This is a genomic window from Paraburkholderia sp. BL17N1 (assembly GCF_003634175.1).
Lineage (GTDB): Bacteria > Pseudomonadota > Gammaproteobacteria > Burkholderiales > Burkholderiaceae > Paraburkholderia.
This window is the reverse complement of the sequence record NZ_RBIW01000001.1, coordinates 1,390,044-1,409,774: the sequence shown is the minus strand read 5'-3', so window position 1 is coordinate 1,409,774 and position 19,731 is coordinate 1,390,044. Positions and strand designations below refer to the sequence as shown.

The 19,731-nt window shown below is 64.3% G+C and carries 20 protein-coding genes; 12 read left to right on the top strand and 8 right to left on the bottom strand.

Annotated elements, in window-relative coordinates; all coding sequences use genetic code 11:
* The first annotated feature begins 2 nt into the window (after window positions 1-2).
* Window positions 3-1,220: a type II secretion system inner membrane protein GspF gene (gene gspF, locus B0G82_RS06145; protein ID WP_116143528.1), complete on the top strand. Its 1,218-nt coding sequence runs from the start codon at window positions 3-5 to the stop codon at window positions 1,218-1,220.
* 75 nt (window positions 1,221-1,295) lie between these two features.
* On the opposite strand, the gene B0G82_RS06140 is transcribed toward gspF, so the two are convergent.
* Window positions 1,296-1,709, bottom strand: a complete 414-nt coding sequence (locus B0G82_RS06140; RefSeq protein WP_106284950.1) for a general secretion pathway protein GspC — start codon at window positions 1,707-1,709, stop codon at window positions 1,296-1,298.
* Window positions 1,710-1,882: 173 nt separating this feature from the next.
* Between B0G82_RS06140 and gspG the strand changes: the two genes are divergently transcribed.
* The 8 genes from gspG to B0G82_RS06100 all read left to right on the top strand — a co-directional run bounded on the left by gspG (window position 1,883) and on the right by B0G82_RS06100 (window position 8,655).
* Window positions 1,883-2,347 carry a type II secretion system major pseudopilin GspG gene (gspG, locus tag B0G82_RS06135; protein WP_106284905.1) on the top strand — a complete coding sequence of 155 codons (465 nt, stop codon included), beginning with the start codon at window positions 1,883-1,885 and terminating at the stop codon, window positions 2,345-2,347.
* A gap of 106 nt (window positions 2,348-2,453) precedes the next feature.
* Window positions 2,454-3,035 (top strand): GspH/FimT family pseudopilin, encoded by a 582-nt coding sequence (locus B0G82_RS06130; protein ID WP_121306956.1) that lies wholly within the window; start codon window positions 2,454-2,456, stop codon window positions 3,033-3,035.
* Window position 3,036: 1 nt separating this feature from the next.
* Window positions 3,037-3,453, top strand: coding sequence for a type II secretion system minor pseudopilin GspI (gspI, locus tag B0G82_RS06125; RefSeq protein WP_106284906.1), 417 nt, complete (start codon window positions 3,037-3,039; stop codon window positions 3,451-3,453).
* Complete coding sequence (locus tag B0G82_RS06120; RefSeq protein WP_121306955.1) at window positions 3,431-4,117, top strand: prepilin-type N-terminal cleavage/methylation domain-containing protein; 687 nt, start codon at window positions 3,431-3,433, stop codon at window positions 4,115-4,117. The genes gspI and B0G82_RS06120 overlap by 23 nt, the downstream gene beginning before the upstream one ends.
* A gap of 490 nt (window positions 4,118-4,607) precedes the next feature.
* Window positions 4,608-5,885 (top strand): type II secretion system minor pseudopilin GspK, encoded by a 1,278-nt coding sequence (gspK, locus tag B0G82_RS06115; protein WP_199730063.1) that lies wholly within the window; start codon window positions 4,608-4,610, stop codon window positions 5,883-5,885.
* Between the two features lie 28 nt (window positions 5,886-5,913).
* Window positions 5,914-7,341 (top strand): type II secretion system protein GspL, encoded by a 1,428-nt coding sequence (gene gspL / locus B0G82_RS06110; RefSeq protein ID WP_121306954.1) that lies wholly within the window; start codon window positions 5,914-5,916, stop codon window positions 7,339-7,341.
* Window positions 7,338-7,841 (top strand): type II secretion system protein M, encoded by a 504-nt coding sequence (locus B0G82_RS06105; RefSeq protein ID WP_116143520.1) that lies wholly within the window; start codon window positions 7,338-7,340, stop codon window positions 7,839-7,841. Before gspL ends, B0G82_RS06105 begins: the two co-directional genes overlap by 4 nt.
* A gap of 34 nt (window positions 7,842-7,875) precedes the next feature.
* A complete protein-coding gene (locus B0G82_RS06100) occupies window positions 7,876-8,655 on the top strand; it encodes a type II secretion system protein N (RefSeq protein WP_121306953.1) in 780 nt (259 codons plus the stop codon).
* A gap of 210 nt (window positions 8,656-8,865) precedes the next feature.
* Here the strand turns inward: B0G82_RS06100 and B0G82_RS06095 are convergent, their stop codons facing one another.
* The gene (locus B0G82_RS06095; protein WP_121306952.1) at window positions 8,866-10,437 is read right to left on the bottom strand and encodes an efflux transporter outer membrane subunit; all 1,572 of its coding nucleotides are present in this window, start codon (window positions 10,435-10,437) and stop codon (window positions 8,866-8,868) included.
* Window positions 10,438-10,624: 187 nt separating this feature from the next.
* A complete protein-coding gene (locus tag B0G82_RS06090) occupies window positions 10,625-10,996 on the bottom strand; it encodes a hypothetical protein (RefSeq protein WP_121306951.1) in 372 nt (123 codons plus the stop codon).
* Between the two features lie 250 nt (window positions 10,997-11,246).
* Between B0G82_RS06090 and B0G82_RS06085 the strand changes: the two genes are divergently transcribed.
* Both B0G82_RS06085 and B0G82_RS06080 read left to right on the top strand, forming a co-directional pair.
* Window positions 11,247-11,789: a MarR family transcriptional regulator gene (locus B0G82_RS06085; protein ID WP_116143512.1), complete on the top strand. Its 543-nt coding sequence runs from the start codon at window positions 11,247-11,249 to the stop codon at window positions 11,787-11,789.
* Between the two features lie 133 nt (window positions 11,790-11,922).
* Window positions 11,923-13,485: a DHA2 family efflux MFS transporter permease subunit gene (locus B0G82_RS06080; protein WP_121306950.1), complete on the top strand. Its 1,563-nt coding sequence runs from the start codon at window positions 11,923-11,925 to the stop codon at window positions 13,483-13,485.
* A gap of 79 nt (window positions 13,486-13,564) precedes the next feature.
* On the opposite strand, the gene B0G82_RS06075 is transcribed toward B0G82_RS06080, so the two are convergent.
* The 4 genes from B0G82_RS06075 to ada all read right to left on the bottom strand — a co-directional run bounded on the left by B0G82_RS06075 (window position 13,565) and on the right by ada (window position 18,309).
* The gene (locus tag B0G82_RS06075) at window positions 13,565-14,065 is read right to left on the bottom strand and encodes a hypothetical protein (protein WP_199730127.1); all 501 of its coding nucleotides are present in this window, start codon (window positions 14,063-14,065) and stop codon (window positions 13,565-13,567) included.
* Window positions 14,066-14,277: 212 nt separating this feature from the next.
* Complete coding sequence (gene gshA, locus B0G82_RS06070) at window positions 14,278-15,894, bottom strand: glutamate--cysteine ligase (protein ID WP_121308625.1); 1,617 nt, start codon at window positions 15,892-15,894, stop codon at window positions 14,278-14,280.
* Window positions 15,895-16,216: 322 nt separating this feature from the next.
* Window positions 16,217-17,134, bottom strand: a complete 918-nt coding sequence (locus B0G82_RS06065) for an AlkA N-terminal domain-containing protein (RefSeq protein ID WP_121306949.1) — start codon at window positions 17,132-17,134, stop codon at window positions 16,217-16,219.
* Window positions 17,131-18,309: a bifunctional DNA-binding transcriptional regulator/O6-methylguanine-DNA methyltransferase Ada gene (gene ada, locus B0G82_RS06060; protein WP_121306948.1), complete on the bottom strand. Its 1,179-nt coding sequence runs from the start codon at window positions 18,307-18,309 to the stop codon at window positions 17,131-17,133. The genes B0G82_RS06065 and ada overlap by 4 nt, the downstream gene beginning before the upstream one ends.
* Before the next feature lie 394 nt (window positions 18,310-18,703).
* On the opposite strand from ada, the gene B0G82_RS06055 reads away from it, so the two are divergent.
* Complete coding sequence (locus tag B0G82_RS06055; RefSeq protein WP_121306947.1) at window positions 18,704-19,129, top strand: VOC family protein; 426 nt, start codon at window positions 18,704-18,706, stop codon at window positions 19,127-19,129.
* A 32-nt stretch (window positions 19,130-19,161) separates the two neighbouring features.
* Here the strand turns inward: B0G82_RS06055 and B0G82_RS06050 are convergent, their stop codons facing one another.
* A complete protein-coding gene (locus B0G82_RS06050; protein WP_106284955.1) occupies window positions 19,162-19,716 on the bottom strand; it encodes a YaeQ family protein in 555 nt (184 codons plus the stop codon).
* Between the last annotated feature and the right edge of the window lie 15 nt (window positions 19,717-19,731).

Below are 19,731 nucleotides of genomic sequence, written 5' to 3'. Positions count from 1 at the left end.
GCATGCCGGCATTTCGTTTCGAAGCGATCGACGCGGCGGGCAAGGCGCAAAAAGGCGTGCTCGACGCGGACAGCGCGCGCGGCGCGCGGACCAATCTGCGCTCGCAAGGACTGACGCCGCTCGTCGTGGAACCGGCGGCCACGCGCACGCGCGGCGAGCGTAATCAGCGGCTGTCGCTCGGGCGGCGTCTGTCGCAACGCGAGCAGGCGATCCTGACGCGCCAGCTCGCCAGCCTGCTGATTGCGGGCCTGCCGCTCGACGAAGCGCTCGCGGTGCTGACCGAGCAATCGGAGCGCGACTATATTCGCGAACTGATGGCGTCGATTCGCGCGGAAGTGCTCGGCGGCCATTCGCTGGCCAATGCACTGACGCAGCATCCGAAAGACTTCCCCGAGATTTATCGCGCGCTGGTCGCGGCGGGCGAACATACCGGCAAGCTCGGTCTCGTGCTGTCGCGGCTCGCCGACTACATCGAGCAACGCAACGCGCTGAAGCAGAAGATCGTGCTCGCGTTCACGTACCCGACCATTGTCACGATCATCGCTTTCGGCATCGTCACGTTTCTGTTGAGCTACGTCGTGCCGCAGGTGGTGAACGTGTTCGCCAGCACCAAGCAGCAACTGCCCTTTCTCACCATCATGATGATGGCGCTCTCCGGATTCGTGCGGCACTGGTGGTGGGCGATGCTGATCGGCGTGGCCGTGCTGGTGTACCTGGTGCGCTCGGTTCTGAGGCAGCCCGGTCCGCGCCTCGCGTTCGACCGTTGGCTGCTCACCGCACCGCTGCTCGGCAAACTCGTACGCGGCTATAACACGGTGCGCTTTGCCAGCACGCTCGGCATTCTCACCGCGGCGGGCGTGCCGATTCTGCGCGCGCTGCAAGCCGCCGCCGAAACGCTCAGCAACAACGCGATGCGCGAGAACATCGACGATGCGATCGTGCGGGTGCGGGAAGGTACGTCGCTGTCGCGCGCGCTCGGCAATACGAAGACTTTTCCGCCCGTGCTGGTTCACCTGATCCGTTCGGGCGAAGCGACCGGTGACGTGACCACGATGCTCGACCGCGCGGCCGACGGTGAAGCGCGCGAACTCGAACGTCGCACGATGTTCCTGACGAGTCTGCTGGAGCCGTTGCTGATTCTGGCGATGGGGGGCGTGGTGCTGGTGATCGTGCTGGCGGTGATGCTGCCGATCATCGAGTTGAACAACCTGGTGCAGTAGGAGTGGATTGCGCGGTCACTGCTAGAGGTCACCGCGCAATCGATTGAAGCGAGGCTGCTGTGCAGCGCCCGGGCTTCAGCGCACGTAGATCGTCGGGCCTGCGGGATTGGCCGGCAGGAACACTTCGGAATGCGCGCCATTGCGGTCGATGATGATCGAGCGGGCGCGGACTTCGGAGAGTTTGGTGCCTTTCATCAGCGCGCTGCCGAGCGACACCGCATGCGGCGGTTCGCCGCCCACGCTGACGATGGCCGCGGCGCCTTCCCGCAAAGCAAGGATGCCGAACAGCCGCACGTCCTGGTTGGCGTTGCGCGTGAGCTGGCCGCCGAATAGCGTGGCAGCCTGCTCGGTCGAGATCTGCGCGTGCGCGGCGGCTGCGGGCAACGGCGCACCGGACAACGTGCTGAGCGTGATGACCCAGTAGGTGAGCGTCGCGCAGAACACGGCGAACAGCGCGAGCGACAGAAGGCGGATTTGGATGGCGTTCATGCGCATCATTGTACGGACTATTGTGAAAATTGCGTTGGGCTGAAAGCGCCTTCTCACGACCCTTCAACTGCATGACATTAAAATGACCGGCCGGGCGTGTTCAATGGCACCCTGATTGCCAAAACGCGAATCCCGCCGAGTCAAAAATTTCACCTGAAAAGAGGTAGCAAGCTATGCAACTGTCGACCACTCGCCGTCATGACATCGCGGGTCCGCGCAGCCGTCGCCAACGCGGGTTCACGCTGATCGAAATCATGGTCGTGATCGCGATTCTGGGCATTCTGGCCGCGTTGATCGTGCCGAAGATCATGAGCCGTCCCGACGAAGCGCGCCGTGTCGCCGCCAAGCAGGACATCGGCACGATGATGCAGGCGCTGAAACTCTATCGTCTGGATAACGGCCGTTATCCGACGCAGGAGCAAGGCTTGCGCGCGCTGATCGAAAAACCGGCCACGGACCCGGTGCCGAGCAACTGGAAAGACGGCGGTTACCTGGAGCGTCTGCCGAACGATCCGTGGGGCAACGCTTACCAGTATCTGAACCCGGGCGTGCACGGCGAGATCGACGTGTTCAGCTACGGCGCTGACGGTAAAGCGGGCGGCGAAGGCAACGACGCCGACGTCGGCTCGTGGCAGTAGGCGTTCGATGAGCTGGTGTTTTCATGCGTGCGGCGGGATTGAACCTCGCACGTTCCCGTCGATGCATCGTCGTTTGATTTTGAGTTGATCGTTCGTGGCCGGCACTATGCGATTGTCCCCTTGCAAGTCCCGTGTGGACACGCCCTGTACGGCTTCGTTGCCGCGCGCGGCGTGGTCTGGCGGGCGCTCGCAAGGCGTGCGTCACCCGCGTGAGGCGGGCCGGCCCGGCGGCGGCAAACGCGCGGCGGGTTTCACACTGCTCGAAATGCTGGTGGTGCTGGTGATTGCGGGCCTGCTGGTGTCCTTGACCGCGTTGACGATGACACGTAATCCGCGCACCGATCTGAACGAGGAAGCGCAGCGTCTCGCGCTGCTGTTCGAATCGGCTGGCGACGAAGCGCAGGTGCGCGCGCGGCCGATCGCCTGGCAACCGCTCGATGGCGGCTTTCGTTTCGACCTGCGCACCGAAGACGGCTGGCGTCCGCTGCGTGACGATCTGCTGGGGCCGCGCCGTTGGGAAGGCGGCGTGACCGGGGTGAGCATCAGCTATCCGGGTTCGGATTCGCAGCCCAGCCGTATCGTATTCGGCACCGAGGCGATCGACGTGCCCGTGCAGATCACGCTGTTTTCGGCAGCCGGGAGCGCGACGATAGTCGGCACCGGCAATGGCCGCTACGAGGTGCACTGAGATGCGTCGTTGCAGGAGCATGACGGCTCGCGAGAAGGTTCACGGCGCGCAGCGCGGTTTCACGATGATCGAAGTGCTGGTGGCGCTGGCGATCATCGCGGTGGCGTTGGCCGCGTCGTTGCGCGCGGTGGGCAGTCTGGCGAGCGGCGAGGCCGACCTGCACCGCCGTTTGCTGGCGGGCTGGAGCGCGGACAATACCTTGGCGCAACTGCATCTGACGCATGCCTGGCCGAACGTCGGCTCGACGAGTTTCGACTGTTCGCAGGGTAATTTGCAGCTGGTCTGTACGGAGCAGGTGACGGCCACGCCGAACCCGGTGTTTCGTCGGGTGGAGGTGATGGTGACGATGCCGGGCGGTTCCGGCAATCTGGCTCAGATGGTGACGGTGGTCGCGAATGAAAACAACCGTTCGCTCTGAGCGCCGCCGCCCGTTGAGGGCAAGGGGCGCGCGTGGTTTCACGCTGATCGAATTGCTGGTGGCGATTGCGATTCTGGCGGTGATAGCCGTGCTGTCGTGGCGCGGGCTCGACCAGATCATTCGCGGCCGGCAGACCATCACGAGCGCGATGGAGGAGGAGCGCGTTTTTGCGCAGCTCTTCGACCAGATGCGGATTGATGCGCGGCAGGCCGCGTCGGATGATGAGGCTGGTCAGGCGGCGGTGTCGGTGTCCGGCAGCGTGTTGCAGATCGTGCGGGAATTCCGGTTGCCGGGCGCGGCGCCACGGTTGCAGGTGGTGCGGTATCGGGTGTCCGATGGACGTGTGATTCGATATGCGTCGCCGCCGTTGGCGAATATGGGGGAGTTGCGGCGGGCTTTGCGCGGCAGTGAAGGTGAAGGATGGAGTGGGGTGCCGTTGATGGGCGGTGTTGGGTCTATTTCTGCTCAGGTTTATGTGCCTAAGGTGGGGTGGACTACGCAGATGGGTGAAGTGCAGAGTGCCATTACCGAGGCGGACAATAATCTTAAGGTGCCCCAGCTGGGGAGTGCGCCGCTGCCGCGGTCGGTGACGGGGTTGCAGGTGAGTGTCGGGGCTAAGTCGTTGGCGCGGCCTGTTACTCGCGTTTTTCTCGTCGGAGAGTGATATGAGGTTCTCGGTTTTGTCTTTCCGACGGGAGTGTTTGGGGGCTTTGGGGTTTTTGCGTGTTGGCCTTTCCTTGAATTCTTTGTGGTCTATTAGCGTTGCCCCTGTGCGGGGCGGCACTTACTTTCTTTGCCGCCGCAAAGAAAGTAAGCAAAGAAAGCGGCTTCACACCGCTAACGTACAAGCGGGTCCTCCGCACAGTCGCGGTAGTGGCGCGATCAACGCACATGCCCTCGCACAGCCAACGGCAGTGACCAGGCAGTCATCCGCTCCGGCGGCGCTGCGCGCGCCGAGCGGCAAGCAATCAAACCAGCAGTCCCTGGCAATGCCGGAGTACGCCTCATGGTATCTCCGGCCTGCTTCGGCGTCCGGGCATGCACCCGCACCTAATTCGGCGCCCCGCCGAGGCGAAGCCGACGGCCCCCGCTTCGCCAAAACGCAGGCACCGAGCTCTACCCTTCCGGCGAGCACATCGTGCGAGGCGGGAGGTATGACGGCTTTGTCACTTGCTTCGAATGTGCGAGGGGACGGATTCCAGATTGTCCACTACCGTTGCTGCGCGGGGGATCCGCTTAGCATTGGCGGTGTGAAGCGGCTTTCTTTGCCTACTTTCTTTGCCGCGGCAAAGAAAGTAGGTGCCGCCCCGCACAGGGGCGACGCTAATAGACCACAAAGAATTCAAGGAAAGGCCAACAAAACCCAAAAAACCCAAACCGGCGTAGCCATAATCAGCGCATTACTAGTAGTCGCACTATCAGCGATCCTGGTGTCGGGCATGCTCTGGCGCCAGCAAGTCCAGATCCGAAGGATAGAAAACCAGCGCCTCCTGTCCCAGGCCCAATGGGTAGCCCGCGGCGCGCTAGACTGGACACGCCTGATCCTCCGCTCAGAAGGCGACACATCAGCCGGCATCACATACCTTGGCGGCCTATGGGGCGTCCCAATAGCCAAAACCCGCCTATCCGATTTCCTGGGCCAAATAGGCGAAGTAAGAGCACAACAAGGCGCAGAAACCTACCTATCGGGATCAATCGAAGACGCCCAGGCAAAATTCAACCTGAGAAACCTGGTCGAAAGCCCAGCCCCAGGCGTGATGCAACTGGACATGGACCAGATCGGCGCCTACCAGCGCCTACTGGCATCACTCGGCGCAAACAGCCAACTGGCAAAAACCACGGCAATCCAGGTCCGCGCGAGCCTCGCACAATCGGCAACCCGTTTCCAGACCATCACCTCGACGAACGGCACCACCGCGACCCCGCCGCCGATCCAGGGCGGCGCCACCGGCGGCAGCTTCACCAACAAACCGGGTATCGAAGACAGCGACGACAGTTCCGCGAACGCGCCGATCCAGATGACCAGCGTCGACTCGTTGCTCGATATCCCCGGCTATACGCCCGAAATGGTCGCGCGCCTGCGCCCCTTCGTCACCGTGCTGCCGACCGTGTCGGCGGTCAACGTGAACACGGCGTCGGCCGAAGTCATCGCGGCGGTCGTGCCGGGAATGAGCGTGTCGACGGCGCAAGCCTTCGTCGCGCGCCGGCAAACGGTGTTTTTCCGCAATGTCGGCGACATACAGCTCGCGTTGCGCGGCGCCGGCGTGCAATCGGTCTCGATCGACCCGAGCGAACTCGACGTCAACTCGAATTACTTCCTCATCCACGGCCGCGTGCAGCACGAACGCGCCGAGGTGGACCGCACGACCCTCGTCTATCGCGATGCATTGACTCACACTACGCGTATCGTGCGAGTAGAAGACCAACTATGAATAACGCTTTTCCCAGAGAGAGTGGCCTTTGAGCACGCTGATCGTTCTATTGCCGCCGCGTGACCCGGCGGTGCCGTCGCAGGAATGGCAACTGCCGGAGTTGCCGTTCGTGCTGCTCGACAAGTCGGGCCGCGCCCAGCGCGCCGGCCGGTCGGCGCTCGCGCTGCTGCCGCGCGCGTCCACCACGGTGCTGATGGTCGCCGCGCGCGATCTGCTGATGATGCCCGCCACACTGCCGCCGCTACGTGGCCCGCGGCTGCGCCAGGCGCTGCCCAATATCGTCGAGGATCAACTGATCCAGGACCCGCAGACCTGTCACATCGCCGTCGACCCGAAACCGCTCGCGGGCGGCCGGCAGTTGCTGGCGATCATCGACCGCGGCTGGTTCCGGTATATCTGCGAATCGTTCGCCAACGCCGGGCATCGCAGTTTGCGCGCGGTGCCGGTCACGCGCTGTCTGCCGCAGGCGGCCGCGCTCGATGCCGATGTGCCCGCCGAAGTCACCGAAACGGTAAATGCCGGTGAGCCGGCCATGGCGGACGCTGCAGGCGGGGCGTCGTCGTCGCCGGGCGTCGCACCGCTGCTGGCGCCCGGCGTCGCGGCTGCGGTGCCGATGGTGGCCGCCGTGCTCGGCGCCGTAGTGCAGACCGCGCCCGCCCTGCTGCTCGAAGGCGTGGCAAACAGCGCAGGCGACCGAGGCGTGCCGCGCGTCGAACTGGCGATTGCGCGCGGCGTGCAGGGCGAAGGGCTGGCAGTGCCCGCCAATGCCGTGAACGCGACGCTCGCCGCGCTCGCCGGGGCGGCGCCGGTCTCACTGCACATGCTCACCGAAGTGCCCGGCAACGAGCCGAGTCTCGCGCCGAATAGCCCGGCGCGGCTGGCTGCGCACATCCACGGCGCGAGTCCGCTGCCGTTCGAGCAACTGGCGCGGCGCGCGCTGGAGTGCCGCTTCGACCTGTGCCAGTTCGAGTTTGCTTCGCAGCCGTGGCGGCTCGACCGCGCGACGCTGCGGCGTCTGCGGCTGCCGGTGCTGCTCGCGGTCGGCGCGCTGCTGATCGCCATCATCGGTGCAAACGTGCAGTGGCTGATGCTCGCGCGCCAACGCGATGCGATCAACACGCAGATGACCGAATTGCTGCTCAATACCTTCCCCAAAACGACCGTCGTGCTCGACGCGCCCGACCAGATGGCGCGTCAGTTGCAGCAGCTGCGCGTGGCGGCGGGCGAGCTGTCGCCGGACGATTTCCTGCCGCTCGCCGACGGCCTCGCGCGTTCGCTGGCGCCGGTGCCGGTCAACGGCATTGCCGCGCTCGACTATCACGACCGCCGGCTCGACGTGAACTTCAAGCCGGAGGTCAAGCTCGATCCCGATTTCGCCAAGCGCCTTGCGCGCAACGGCCTGAGCGGCGCGATCGACAGCAATACCGGCAAGTGGACCATCAGGAACGGACAATGAAAGCTGAACTCGCTCAAACATGGGCCGGATTCTGGGAGCAGCGCACCGAGCGCGAAAAAGCCCTCCTGACGTGGGGCGGCGGCGTTCTCGCCGTGGTGATCGCGTGGTCGGTGCTGTGGGCGCCGGCGCAGGAAGGCCGCTCGCATCTGCGTGAATCGCTGCCCGCCATGCAGCGTCAGTTGGCGCAGATGACCGCGCAGGCGAACGAAGCGCGTCAACTGTCGGCGGCGGCTCAAGGCGTCGCGCCGACCGGCGCCGCGCTGAAGGACGCCCTGACCGCTTCGCTCAACGATCACGGCTTAGCGGCGACGCAGGTTCAGGTGATCGGCAATGCGGTCCAGATCCAGTTGAAGAACGCGTCGTTCCCGGCATGGACCGTCTGGGTCGACGACGTGCGCAAGCAGTTCAAGGTGCAAGTCTCGGAGGCGCACGCCACGGCCCTCAAGGAAGACGGGCAGGTGGACCTGACGGCGTCGTTGCAGCCGTCTACCGCGAAATGACAATAACCGCGACCGCGCCGTCACAGGATCTCGCATGAATTACTGGATGCGGCGCTTGCGCGTCGCGCTGCCTTGGCTCGTGATCGCGGCGCTGTCCGCCGCGGCCGTGATGCTGACGATGTTGCCGGCCGCCTGGATCACCCCGCAGTTCGCCAAGCAGACAGGTGGCCACGTCAATCTCGTCGATCCGGCCGGTTCGCTGTGGCACGGCTCGGCCACGCTGATGCTGGCTGCCGGCTCGGACATGAGCGCGGCGACGCTGCTGCCCGGGCGGATCGAATGGCGCACGGCTTTCTGGCCGCTGTTTACCGGCCGTGTGCGCATGATCATGCGGCACAGCGAAGCAATGCCGGAGCCGATCACCGTCGACGCCACGCCGCGCACCGCGACTGTTACGGCGGGCGCGATCGCCGTGCCGGCTTCGCTGCTGAGCGGTCTTGGCGCGCCCTTTAACACGCTCGATCTGCAGGGCAATGTGCAACTGTCCTGGTCGGACTGGCGCAGCTTCAATCGGGAAGCGTTCGGGCAACTGACCATCACGTTGACCGACGTCAGTTCGCGCGTCTCACTGGTCAAGCCGCTTGGCTCGTACCGGGTGCTGTTCCAGGCGCAGGGCGAATCATCCACGCTCGACCTGACCACCACCAAGGGTCCGTTGATGCTGACCGGCAGTGGCACGGTGTCGGCGGCGTCGACGTCATTTCATGGGACGGCCAGCGCCGCGCCGGAGGCGCGCGACAATCTCGCGGGACTGTTGAACCTGTTGGGGCGGCCGAGCGGGCCAGACACGGTGGCGTTGACGTTCGTGCACTGACGCGCGCGGCCCGGCTTTACGGCGCACATTGTTGCTTGAGGCGGGGCATCGGCTTCGTTGTGTGCGGTGGCCAGCGCTGCGGCGTAGGAGCGCGATAACCGCGTGGGGCTGCCGGATCCGTTGTGGCGCCGGGCGTCGGCGCGATAAAAAAGAGGCATGGCCGTGGAATGCGGGCATGCCTCTTTTGCCTTGCCTCGACGGCCGGCGCGTTTACTCGGTATGCATTCGCGACAGCGGCGTCGCCGCGCTTTGCGCGACAGGCGCGGCCGATGACGCCGGCAGCGGCACCGGCGCCGCCACGTCGCCGGTTTCGCGATTCATCTGCGAGACGTCCCAGCCGCCGCCCAGCGCCTTCACCAGACCGACCGACGACACCATCCGCTGCCCGGCGATGTTCTCCAGCTTCTGCTCGGCCGTGAAGGCCGTGGTCTGCGCTGTCAGCACGTTGACGTAGCCGACCGTGCCGGCCTTGTATTCGTTCGTGACGATGGTGAGCGCCTGGCGCGCCGAATCCACCGCTTGCTGCTGCACGACGATTTCCTGGGCGAGGATGCGCTGCGACGCGAGATTGTCCTCGACGTCCTGGAACGCGGCCAGCACCGTTTGACGGTAGGTCGCGACGTCGCCGTCGTAGGCAGCGCGCGCGGCGTCGGTCTGAGCCTGGCGCAGGCCGGCGTCGAACAGCGTTGCGGCGAGCTGCGGTCCGAGCGTCCAGAAGCGCGACGGCGCGGTCAGCAGCTGCGAGAACACCGAATTTTCGAAGCCCCCTGAAGCCGACAGCGTCAGCGACGGGAAGAACGCGGCGATAGCGACGCCGATCTGTTCGTTCGCCGCTGCGGCCTTGCGCTCCGCCGAGGCGATATCCGGACGCCGCTCGAGCAGCGCGGAGGGCATCTGCGCCGGTACGGTGGGCGGCGCGGCGGTGAGCGGCATCGGCGGAATCGAGAAGGTCGAGGCCGGCTCGCCCACCAGAACGGCGATTGCGTGCTCGTCCTGGGCGCGCTGAACGCCGTTGTCGATTGCGGACGCCTGCGCCGATTGCAATTGTGTCTGCGCCTGAATCACGTCGGAGCGCGCGGCAACGCCGGCTGCGTACTGGTTTTGCGTGAGCTGCAGTGAGCGTTGATAGGCCGCGACGGTGTCGTCGAGCAGCTTTTGGGTCGAATCGAGCGCACGCAGCGAGAAGTAGGTCTGGGCGAGCGTGGCCTGGGCCGACAGCCGCGCGTTGGCTAGGTCCGCCGCGGCGCTTTGCTGGCCGGCTTTTTGCGCGTTCACCGAGCGGGTGACCGAACCCCACAGATCCGGCTCCCAGCTTGCGTCGAGTTGCACGTTGAAACTGTTGCCGACGCCGGAGCGGCTCGTCGCGGTGGTCGAATTGCCGCCGGAGGACGTCCCGTTGCCGGAACGCGTGGCACCCGCCGACGCGCCGATAGTCGGGAAATATGCCGCACGCGCCTCGCCGACGAGCGCGCGCGCCTGCCGATAGGCGGCAGCAAACTGGGCGACGGTCTGGTTGGCGGTGTTCAGGCGCTCCTCGAGCGCATTGAGCTGAGGATCTTCGTAAATGCTCCACCAGTCGCCGCGATCCTGCTGATCGGCCGGTTGCGCGACTTTCCAGCCGGGCGCGGCTTCCTTGTACGACGCCGGGATCTCGGCGGCAGGCCGCTTGTAGTCGGGGCCGACCGCGCAAGCCGCCAGCAGGCTGGCGAAGACCGCGGCCACCGCAATAGTCAGGGCGCGAGGCGCAAGTATCCGCGCGCGCGAGATTCGATCAGACTGCATGCAATGAATTCCTTCTGGACGCCGCGGCACGGCCAATGGCGGCACCGCCGGCCGGGCGAGATCTTGGTCGCCGGAATGTTAGCGTATGAGCCCGCTGGGCGCGGGAAACTGAAAGGGTAATGCGAGGAAGGAGGCAGGTGTGTTACTGACGATGCCGCGAAGGTTACGCGCTGTTACCGGCCAGGCATTAAACCCGCGATTCCGTCGATTTGGTCCGGCGGGCCAGCTTACCCGCGGCGGCCCGGCACGGCGCATCGCCGCGCGTCTGGCAGACGCCGGCGGGACCGACGTGCTTTTCCGCGCTGCCAGGAACGACAGCGGCGTTCGCCGTAGGCACGGCCGCCGCCACCAACTGGATTTTCCCTGCCTTGCCACCCTTCTGTCCCCGGCGGTGCTCGAACCACGCCAGCACCGCGACGCCGACCGATCCGCCTGGCAAGACGAACAGGACGGCGAACAGCGCGAGTTTCCACCAGCGGTGCGGCCCTTGAAAGGTGCTGAGCGCGGAATCGGTCAGGGAGCGGCTCAGGCCGCCAAGCGTGTTTTTGAGGTACAGCATCGGGGAAATCCTTTTTCGCGCGTCGCGGTCGCGGCGGCAGACAATCGGTCAGAACATGTTTCGGGTGGCGCGGGTCGCGCGTAACTCGTTGCCTATAATAATATTGACTATGCAATTAAATTTCAAGATACTTCCCTCCGCGAACGTCGGCCGTGTTGTTTTCCTGTCGTTCGCTCTACGCGAAATCAAGTTTGACTTGTCTGCTTAGGCAGCTAAACTCCGTTCTGCCCGAGACGTTCCCGGATACACGATGACTGATGGCCCCTACAAGGCGGACGAGATTCATCTCGAATCGAGTCTTGGCTACTACCTGACGAAAGCTCGAAACGTGCTGGTCGAGCGGACGGATCGTGCGGTCAAGCCGTTGGGACTGACCACGCAGCAGATCGGCGTGATCCTGATGCTGTCATCGCGGCGGGCGAGCACACCGTTCGAGCTGTCGCGCGCCATGTCGTACGACAGCGGATCGATGACGCGTCTGCTCGATCGCCTTGAAAAGAAAGGCTTTATCGCGCGTTCGCGCAGCGAGACCGATCGGCGCATGGTGAAGCTGGAGTTGACGCCGCAAGGTCACGACGCCGCGCGGCAATTGCCCGCTCTCGGCGCGGCGGTGCTGAACGAGCAACTGCGCGGATTTTCGGCCGCCGACCATGCCACGTTGATCGACCTGCTCGGCCGTTTCATCGCAAACGGCATCGACGCGGGCGCGAGCGCGGGATGTGGATTGGGGCCGCAGCAGGAATCGCTGGACGAACCACCCGAAGCGTCGCCGCGGGAACACGGCGAACACTAACTTGGACGCGCTTTTGAGAGCGTCGTCGTCGGAAAATGTCTGTCTGGGCAGAGAGTGATCCGGCATGTAAACACGTTACCGGGTATGGTCGATAAGGCTGCCGCGACAAGCTTTCCGGTTGAGGAGAAGAATGATGAATGCCACGGCTTCCGCCGCCGCGCTACCCGCCGCTGAACCCGCTCCGCTCAAGGGCGGCGCTTTGGCGCTGCTAACGGTCGGGCTCGCACTCGGCACGTTTATGGAAGTGCTCGACACGTCGATTGCGAACGTCGCGGTGCCGACCATTTCCGGCAGCCTCGGCGTAGCGACCAGTCAGGGCACCTGGGTGATCTCGTCGTATTCGGTCGCCTCGGCGATCGCTGTGCCGCTGACAGGCTGGCTCGCCCGGCGCGTCGGCGAAGTGAAGCTGTTTACGCTGTCCGTGTTGCTTTTCACGATTGCTTCAGCGCTGTGCGGTTTCGCGCAGAACTTTGAATCGCTGATCGCGTTCCGGCTGGTGCAGGGGCTCGTTTCCGGGCCGATGGTGCCGCTCTCGCAGACCATTCTGATGCGCTCGTATCCACCGGAAAAGCGCGGACTTGCGCTGGGTCTATGGGCGATGACGGTGATCTGCGCGCCCATCTTCGGGCCCGTGATGGGCGGCTACATTACCGACAACTACACGTGGCCGTGGATCTTCTATATCAACGTGCCGATCGGTCTGTTCTCGGCAGTTTGCGCGTTCCTGCTGCTGCGCGGCCGTGAGACGAAGACCACGAAACAGCGCATCGACGCGGTCGGCCTCGCGCTGCTCGTGATCGGGGTGTCGTGCCTGCAGATGGTGCTCGACCTGGGCAAGGATCGCGACTGGTTCAACTCGACGTTTATCGTGACGCTGGCGGTGATCGCGGTGGTGTCGCTCGCCTTCATGCTGGTGTGGGAGATGACCGAGAAAGAGCCGGTGGTCGATCTCTCGCTATTCAAGGATCGCAACTTCGCGCTTGGCGTGATAATCGTATCGTTCGGCTTTATGGCCTTCTTCGGCTCGGTAGTGATTTTCCCGCTCTGGCTGCAAACGGTGATGGGTTACACCGCCGGCTTGGCCGGTCTGGCGACCGCGCCGGTTGGTTTGCTCGCGCTGTTTTTGTCGCCGATGATCGGCAAGAACATGCACCGGCTGAATCTGCGCGTGGTGGCGAGTTTTGCGTTCATCGTGTTCGCGTTCGTCTCGTTCTGGAACTCCACGTTCACGCTCGACGTGCCGTTCGATCATGTGATCTGGCCACGGCTCGTGCAAGGCATCGGCGTTGCCTGCTTCTTCGTGCCGATGACCACCATCACGCTCTCCAGCGTGCCGGATGAGCGCCTGGCGAGTGCTTCCGGGCTGTCCAATTTTTTCCGGACCTTGTCGGGTGCGATCGGCACGGCGATTAGCACGACGTACTGGGAGAACGACACGATCCGCCATCACGCGATGCTGACCGATTCGGTCAGCGTCTACGCCGCGAACACCAATGCTTATACCAATGCGCTGGCCGGTATCGGGCTCTCCGGCGACGGCATCACCGCGCAGTTGAATCAGGTGGTGACGGCGCAGGCTTATATGATGGCCACTAACGACTTCTTCCGCATTTCCTGCGCGGCGTTTCTCGTGCTCGCGGTGTTGGTGTGGATTACCAAGCCACGCAAGGGCGTAGGCCCGTCAATGGGGCATTAAGGTCTGACGCTGCCTCGAGCGGACGCGCGCCGAAAGAAACGACATTGTTCCTGCAACTTCTCGCGCGCGTCTTCAGCGTTTATTGCGTGACGGCTTCGCCATTCGTCGCCGGGACCGATTGACCCTGCATGCCATCCGGATGCGGCGCCGTCGGCGCGGCTTGCGGGGGTTTAGCGCCACTCTGCGGCGCGCCGGCCGCAGTGCCTCGCACGTATTGCTTGAAGTCGGCGCCGGCTTCCCACGGGTTCGGCTTGCAGCCCATGGAGCCGTCGCAATGCGCGGCGAAGCCGATCGTTGCCGTGCCGTCCGGATTCGCGGCGCGCGTGATCTGATACGCCAGCGCGCGTTTGCCGCCATCCGGTCCGGCGGTCTGAATCAACGTATCGGTCGAGGCATCGATCTTGTACGTCGAATGGCTCGCCACCCACGCTTGCGCGCGTTGCCACCAGACATCGCATTCCGTCTTGTTCGAACACGTTAGCGGCGTGGTCGCGATCTGCATGACGTCCGGATCGACCTGCCCTTGCGTTGAACATCCCGCCGCCGCTACGCACAGCATGGCCAACAGACTTTTCTTCATCACGTTGAATCCTCCCTCTGTGGTGCGCGTCATGTCAGTTTGGACTACGGCGCGGGGACGGTGTTTCATCTGGATCAGAGAATCGTTAGAACGCGCGGAGTATTTGCCGATGACGTTTGAAACGCACTGCACTTTGCGTAGACGTTACCGGCGCGAAATAAAAAAAGCGGCCGTGTTGGCCGCTCTTTCGTCATGTCGCCTGCAAGCGTGATTCAGACGCTGAACCGGTTCAGCGTATACGCCCGATATGCAGCGACGAACGCGTCGAACGAACCGACTTCTTCCCGTTCGAGTTTGGCTTGCTCGGCAAGCGATTGCGCGGCGAGATCGGCGAAGGCCTGGGTCTGCTCCGCATCCAGCGGACGTGAGCGGAAATACGCGGCGTGCGCTTCGCTTTGTTCGAGACCGAATGCGAGGAAGCTCTGCTGCTTCTCGCGCATGGTCTGCAGCACGCGCGCCGACGGCGTCAGCGACGCGTCCGCCAGCTTCGCGCGTTGAACCGCGACGGCGCGAGCATGCGCATCGCCGCCATGCAAAGTGTCGAGCGCGGCGGCGGCCGCGTCGATCTTGATGAGCAGCTCGTTCGCCCAGTCCGTCATCGCAACCGGTTGGCCGTCGCGTGCCAGGTCAAGGCCCGGCTTGCGCCCTTCCATCGTTACGCGGCCGAAATTCTGATTGGCTTCGGCATAAGCATCTGGCGGTAACAGCGCGCTGTCGTCGAGCGCGCAGACCAGCAGGTAAGCGTCGAGAAAGCGCGACGTTTCGAGTGAAATGCCGGTGGGCTCGAATGGGTCGATGTCCATGCAACGCACTTCCACGTATTGCACGCCGCGTGCCGCAAGTGCGTGCAGCGGACGCTCGCCCGGATGCGTGATGCGCTTCGGACGGATCGTCGAGTAAAACTCGTTTTCGATCTGCAGCACGTTCGTGTTGATCTGCACCCACTCGCCGTCGCGTTGCGTGCCGATTGCCTCGTACGCGGGGTACGGCTGGCTGACGGCTTTCGCGAGCGCGTCGAGGTAGCCCGGCAGCGTGTCGTAATCGGCGCGCAATTCGGCTTGCGCCGCAGTGTTCGAATAGCCGAGGTCGCTCATGCGCAAACTGGTCGCGTACGGACGATAGAGCGTGTCGGCGTCGAACGTGTCGAGCGTGTGTTTGCGATCGCGGAGGAAACGCCGATCCAGCGCCGGCGATGCGCCGAACAGATACATCAGCAGCCAGTTGGTGCGGCGGAAATTGCGGATCAACGCGAGATAGCGATCGGACTGGAAATCGACGGCGCTCGCGGTGGATTGCTGGTCCGCATGCAGTCGCCGCCACACTTCTTCGTTCAGCGAATAGTTGTAGTGAATGCCCGCAATGCACTGCATCGTGCGGCCGTAGCGGAGTGCGAGGCCGATGCGGTACACGTACTTCAGCTTGCCGATGTTCGAACTGCCATAGTTCGCGATCGGAATGCCGTCGTCGGTGTCGGGCAAGAGGCCCGGCATGGAGTTGTTCCACAGGATCTCGTCGCCGAGTTGCGCGTAGACAAAACGGTGGAGCGTATCGAGCTTTTCGAGCGTGAGCGCGACGTCATGCTCAGCCGGCGTGATCAGTTCGAGCAGCGCTTCGGAATAATCCGTGGTGAGCGACGGATGCGTGAGCGCCGAACCGAGCGCGCGCGGATGCGGCGTCAAGGCGAGCTTGCCCTCGTGCGTCACGCGCAGGCTTTCCTTTTCGATGCCGCGCAGGCCGCGTATCAGCGCGTCGCGCTGCGGGCCTGAGGTCAGCACGGACAGGCGGTGCGAGAGCGCGTCGGTCGTGCGGGAAGGTGTCGTGTTTGGCATTGATGCGAGTCGGGCGTTGTCGGCCGCCATGTGCCGCAGCACTGCGGTTGACAACGTTCGGCGGAATTTTCGGTAGCGGGCACTTTAACATCTCGCCAGAACGGCTGCTTGAGGCCGCTTCGGCTGGTCGCCGGAGCACTTCGGACCGCTGCTTTTTTGGGCCAATTTCACTGCTTTTTGCGCCAGTCCGTTGGCTGTGCCCGACATCACTCTATCCGTCACGCGCCTCGCGCGCGATCCGCATTTCTTCTCCCCAAACCGCGCGATGCGTGGGCCGCCGTCGGCGGCGCACTACATCAACCGCCGGGCGTGACGTGCCGCTTCAGCCGCCACGCGCGGCGCCCGCTCGGTCCGCCACTTCATTCCACAGATGCATCGCCGCGTACGCACGCCACGGCCGCCATGTGTCGGTGCGGGCGCGCTGCTGCGTGGGCCGGACGAGCGACGGATCGCGCGCGCAGATCGACTGCATCAGCACGAGGTCCCACGCGGGCCACGCGTCGGCATCGCGCCATGCGCGCATGGCGACGTACTCGACGGTCCACGGACCGATGCCGGGCAGCGCCAGCAGCGCGGCACGCAGACTGTCGGCATCGGCCGTGTTGCTGTCGAGCGGCACGTCGCCGGTGGCGACCGCGTGCGCGAAACCCTGCAATGCCGCTACACGTTTACCCGGCATGCCGATTTGCGCGAGATCCACAGCAGCCAGCGCAGCGGGCGTTGGGAAACGCCAGGCGGTGCTCTCATGCGGATGCCCCTCGATACGCTCGCCGGCGCGCTGCACCAGTCTGCCGATGATGGTGGTCGCCGCCTTCACGCTGACCTGCTGCCCGACGATTGCACGCACCACCAGCTCGAAGCCCGACCACGCACCCGGCACGCGCAAGCCGGGCACGGCTTCGACTAGCGGCGCGAGCCACGGATCCGCGGCGAGTTCTGCGCCGATCTTTTTCGGATCGGCGTGCAGGTCGAACATCTTCGCAATCGGCGCGGCGAGCGCGTCGGCGTGACGGCTTACCGGCCCTTCCATGCTGGCGACGAGGCAACGCTTGCGCGGATGCAGACGCACGCTCAACGTACCGCTGTCGCCGGCCCAATCAATCGCGCGACGGTACGCGGCGTCTTCCACCGCTTCGACGCCGGGCGTCGCGCGTCCGCCGAAGAAACGCAGCAGGCGCGGCCAATCGAAGGGTGATTTGAACGGCAATTCAAGGGTAGCGACTTCGTCGAGCGTACTCACGCGGCGTGGTCCAGTTTGGTGGTGGTTTCGGTGTCGATGTCGGCGTCGGCATGGACGCTGTGGTTGCGCTCGGTCTGGCCGTGCGGGAAGGCGCCGGCGTGCTGCGCCTCGTTGTCCAGCAGCGCGGCCTTGCGCGGCAAACCCCAGCGATAGCCCGCCAGCGCCCCGCCCTTGGCCACCACGCGATGACAAGGAATCGCCAGTGCCACCGGGTTCGTCGCGCAGGCGCTCGCTACAGCGCGCACGGCGCGAGGCGCGCCGACTGTTTCGGCGATCTGCGAATAGCTGCGCGTCTCACCGTACGGGATGCGCCGCAACGCGTCCCACACACGCTGGCGGAATGCTGTCGCGGCGATATCCAGCGGCAGATCGAAGTCCTGACGGGTGCCGCGCAAATAGGCGTCGATCTGCGCGATGAACGGCGCCAGGTGTTCGGTATCTTCCAACACGTCGGCGTTGGCGAATTCGCCGCGCAGGTCGCTGGCGAGCACGGCTTTGTCGTCACCGAAAGCGATCTTGCAGATGCCCTTTTCCGTCGCGGCGACCAGCACATAACCGAGCGAGGTCGGCGCGCTGGCGTAGCGAACGGTCAGTCCGGCACCCTTGCGGCGATACGCGGACGGCGCCATGCCCAGTTCCGCCGACGCACTGTCGTACATCCGCGACGGCGAGCCGAAGCCCGCATCGAGCGTGGCGCGAGTGACGTCCGAGCCGCTCTGGAGGGCGTCGCGCAGCGCGGCTCCCCGCTGCGCGGCCTGATATTGACGCGGCGACACGCCCACCACCCGCTTGAAAAGACGCTGCAGATGGAAAGGGCTGACGTGCACGGCGTCGCTCAGTTGCGCGAGCGTGAGGCGCTCCTGCGGGTCGGCGTCCAGCGCGGCGCACGCGCGATTCACGATTTCCAGTTCGCGCGGCAGGCCGCCGGGCTGGCAGCGCTTGCAATCGCGAAAGCCTGCGGCGCGCGCGGCGGCGGCATCGGTGAAGAAAGCAACGTTCTCACGTCGCGGCAGGCGCGACGCGCACGACGGACGGCAGAACACGCCGGTCGTTTTGACGGCGTAGAAGAACGCGCCATCGGCTTGCGACTCGCGGTGGGTGACGGCTTGCCAGCGCGCGTCGTCGGAAGTCCAGTGGCTGGCGCCGGAGGCGGTATCGGTGGATTTGCGGTTCATGATGGTCCCGAAAAGACGGTGTCGATGCTCACCAATGTAGGCCGCATGCCGACACACTACGCTCCGGTTCTTGCTCTGTCATTGCGCTTCTTCGTAGACCCAAAGCCCCGCCGGGCGTCCCTTTAACGGGAAACTGCGAGAATTTGGCACAATATCGGGTTTTCCCTTAAAAAGTTATTGCGTCGCACCAGGCCGATGTGTATATTAGTACTTGTCTCCTCCATGTCTCCTCCTGATATGGATTCAGCCCGCTCCACATAGAGCGGGTTTTTTTTCGTCCATATGGTCCTGATCCAGCCCTTAACGCGGCTTTCACGACCGGCACTCGCAGCGCCGCCCTTTCTTCTACACTGGCAATTCACGCGTTCTGCGAGCCAGCCAAGGGGCGTTCCATATGAAAATCCACATTCGCGAGATCGATCATGTTGTCATTCGGGCGACGAACGTCGAGACCATGGCGCGTTTCTATTGCGACGTGCTCGGCTGCAGCGTCGAGAAGGAGCAGCGCGATCTAGGCCTGACGCAGTTACGCGCGGGCCGTTCGCTGATCGATCTGTTGCAGGTGGGCGCCAAGCTCGACCACGCCGAAAACGGCGTGCCGGGCACCGGGCGGAATATGGATCACGTGTGCTTGCGCATCGATCCGTTCGACGCTGAAGCGCTCAAGGCGCATCTGGTCGAACACGGCGCGCGGCTGGGTGAACTGGGGCAGCGCTACGGCGCGGACGGCTACGGACAGTCACTGTATCTGTTCGACCCGGAAGGCAACATGGTCGAACTGAAAGGCCCGCCGGAAGCGGCGCATGTGACGTCGCTATAAAGCTATCGGCAAGTTTGTAAGGCGTCGAAGCGTCAGGCGTTGGCGGGCGCCTTAAGCACCGTCCATTCGATTTTCACCGCATCGGCATCGGCGCTGCCAAGCCATGCTTCGCCGTCCTGCACGGTGCATTGCAGCCGCATGGTCCGTTCGGCCAGCGAGCCGAGGGCAGTGGCGACGTCTTCGCCGAGCGTCCAAACCGTCACGTTGCGCATGCGCTCAACCTTATTGCGCACGCCCTGCCACCAGATGTCCGACGCACGACCGCCGTAAGCAATCACGATCACTTTGTTCGAGCGGCCGCTCGCCTTGGCGATGCGCCGTTCGTCCGGCTGGCCGACTTCGATCCAGGTGTCGATTGCGCCGGTCAGATCTTTTTCCCACAGATCCGGTTCGTCCACATCCGACAAACCTTTGCAGAATTCAAGCCGTTCCTGCGCGAACAGCGCGAACGCGGCGACCCGAACCATCATCCGTTCGTCGGTTTCCGAGGGATGGCGGGCGATCGTCAGCGAATGGTCGGCGTAGTAGTGCCGGTCCATGTTGGCGATCTGCAGTTCCGCCTTGTAAATCGTCGATTTGAGAGCCATGCCGTTGCTAAACCA